The 2,530-nt window shown below is 40.4% G+C and carries 3 protein-coding genes; 1 reads left to right on the forward strand and 2 read right to left on the reverse strand.

Annotated features, from left to right (window positions below):
• The first annotated feature begins 210 nt into the window (after positions 1–210).
• Complete coding sequence (locus AB4351_RS21820) at positions 211–1,167, forward strand: IS110 family transposase (protein ID WP_017064050.1); 957 nt, start codon at positions 211–213, stop codon at positions 1,165–1,167.
• A 22-nt stretch (positions 1,168–1,189) separates the two neighbouring features.
• Here the strand turns inward: AB4351_RS21820 and AB4351_RS21825 are convergent, their stop codons facing one another.
• Both AB4351_RS21825 and AB4351_RS21830 read right to left on the reverse strand, forming a co-directional pair.
• Positions 1,190–1,810, reverse strand: coding sequence for a hypothetical protein (locus AB4351_RS21825; protein ID WP_140078492.1), 621 nt, complete (start codon positions 1,808–1,810; stop codon positions 1,190–1,192).
• Entirely contained in the window at positions 1,807–2,373 is a 567-nt protein-coding gene (locus tag AB4351_RS21830; RefSeq protein ID WP_372127173.1) for a hypothetical protein, read from the reverse strand. The genes AB4351_RS21825 and AB4351_RS21830 overlap by 4 nt, the downstream gene beginning before the upstream one ends.
• Positions 2,374–2,530 lie beyond the last annotated feature (157 nt).

Here is a 2,530-nt window from a genome sequence, read left to right on the forward strand (position 1 = left end):
TTTGTATGGATAATAAGCACTCCAATCGGGTAATGTGAGACCCAGGCTTTAGCTGCAACTAAAGCTTTCTATGTAGTAGTTCGTTTAAACGCTGGCTCCTCTATCGAGAGACCGATAACAAACATGAACGCTACATAGGACTTCAAGCATAAACCTCGAATAGTCGACTGGGTCTCGAACCCGCATTACGCAAGCATGAGTTAGCTTATTATGAATACTAAAATCAATCAAAGCATCAACGTTGGAGTTGATACCGGCAAAACACAATTAGACATCCACATCAGGCCACTAGACCTATTTTTCTCAGTAGAGAACAATGATAAAGGCATCAAAAAAGCACTCAAAACGATTAAGAGTCACAGTCCTGAACGAATCGTTATTGAAGCTACAGGCCGATTAGAAATGCCTTTTGTTCTTGCATGTGCAGAGGCTCAATTACCTATTGTCAGAGCAAACCCTGTCCACATAAAACGGTTCGCTGGTGCTATTGGCCGCAGAGCCAAAAATGATCGTTTAGATGCAGAATTGATTGCTCACTATGGAGAAGCAATCAAACCAGCTCTTACTGTCATAAAGCCAAAAAACATACGCCTAATGAGTGACTTAGTCATTCGCCGAAACCAGTTGTTATCCATGCAAACCATGGAAAAGAACCGAATCCAGATACTTCCCGCTTCTCTCCATCCGACTATCAAACCGATGCTAACCACGATAAAAAATCAAATCACCAAGTTAGAAGAAAAGCTCGTTAAACTCATTGAAGATAGCCCTGAATATCAGGCTAAAAACACAATATTGCAGAGCGTCCCTGGAATAGGAAACATTGCCGCTGCATCAATAATTAGCAACGTACCAGAACTTGGCTACATCACAAATAAACAAGCGGCATCACTAATTGGTGTCGCTCCAATAACACGCGAAAGTGGGCGCTACAAAGGTAAGCGCGTGATCCAAGGCGGTCGAGCGCAAGTACGCACAGTGTTATATATGGCAATGATGTCAGCCATGCAATGTAACCCCGTATTCAAAGCAACTTATGCTCGACTTGTAGCTGCCGGAAAGCCTAAGAAAGTCGCAATAATCGCGTGTGTTCGAAAGATGGTTGTGACTCTTAACTCTATGCTGAGAGATGGCGCCATGTGGGATGAAAACACTGCCAAAAATTAATCATTGACGCCATAGTCGTTTGTTAACTTTTTTTTCTACGCCACAGAGCAAGTAGTCCAAACGATATATCGATGAGAAAACGGCCAACTAGTACAGCCGCTGCAGACATCAATGCCACATAAGTTAAATCCTCAGCGCTTTCAGTATTTGATACATTTTTTACATCGACACCACTTTTATTGATAGTGATAGTTACAGGGTTAGGCTCTGAGGAAACAATGGAGACGGTTAGTACTGTATTTTCGACAAACTTTTCAATGTTTATTAAATGTTCAAATGGTTTTGATGACGTAGAGAACGAGACATCTCCAAATAATTCACTTGGTTCAGTGGCATAGAAAACTCGATATAGCTTCGGCTTATTATCAACCTCAATTGAAACTAGAACATCGAGATCATCGATAGCAGTCTTTCCTGTGCTCTCCAGCCTTATCTGACTAAGGTACACATTACTTACAGTAGAACCAAGAACACTCCTTTCTTTTCTCCCCAGTTCTTTAGGGCCCAGAAGTTGTTCTGATGATATAATTTCATATTCAACTTGTCTTTCAGGTAAAAATATTTCCTTAACATCAGAACCAAACAATAAGATGAACCCAACAACCACCCCCACTACTATTGGAGCAATAAACTTCTCTATCATCGGCTTTCCCTACTAACGCGCTTAGCTTCCTGCAGTCTTATGACATAGTCTATTTGAGAATATGAGTCATTAGGCATGTGCTCCTTCTCTGGTAAACCCAGTTTAATGTTAATAGACATCGTTGGAAATGTGTCATTATTTTCAACTGAAATATGGATATCATTAACGTAAAGCGAACCCAAACGATCTTTCCTTTTTAAATCGCGTTTAAGATTTTTAGATATCAATGGTAAATGCTCGTTAACTACATCCACAACTTCATTTCGTGAAAGTTTTCTAGTCACCCTTTTCTTAACGGCATCATAAAAGCACGAAGCGATTGTCCCAGCAAGAGCGCCTGTGATGAAGAGAATAAATGAACCTTTTTCAACACGTTCGATATCGAGGTGAACGTGTCCATAAACACTTTTTTGTATACTAGTTCTACTGGTTCTTTTGTGTATCGTACACATACTCTCAAACACACTTTGTTCGATAATCTTTGTAAAACTTGATAGTAACGCTGTTAATGTACTACTCGACAACCTATCAGGTGTACAAGTAAGCTTTATCTTTAAGTCCATTTATCCTCCAGATTAGGAAAGTTAACGCCTTGCTAACGGGCGATAACGCTATACCATCCAACTTGAAAATTTGCGCCCTAAACACTGAAGCCAATTTGTATGAAAGTGGCCAAGCGTTAGGAGTCCCTGTTAAGCAATTTGTTGAACGAAGCCGCTA

It is taken from the genome of Vibrio sp. 10N.261.51.F11 (assembly GCF_041471665.1).
Lineage (GTDB): Bacteria > Pseudomonadota > Gammaproteobacteria > Enterobacterales > Vibrionaceae > Vibrio > Vibrio crassostreae_C.

Bases quoted from the DNA above. Each gene is read 5' to 3' on its own strand.
- AB4351_RS21820 (WP_017064050.1), top strand. From the start codon at position 211: ATGAATACTAAAATCAATCAAAGCATCAACGTTGGAGTTGATACCGGC.
- AB4351_RS21825 (WP_140078492.1), bottom strand. From the start codon at position 1,810: ATGATAGAGAAGTTTATTGCTCCAATAGTAGTGGGGGTGGTTGTTGGG.
- AB4351_RS21830 (WP_372127173.1), bottom strand. From the start codon at position 2,373: ATGGACTTAAAGATAAAGCTTACTTGTACACCTGATAGGTTGTCGAGT.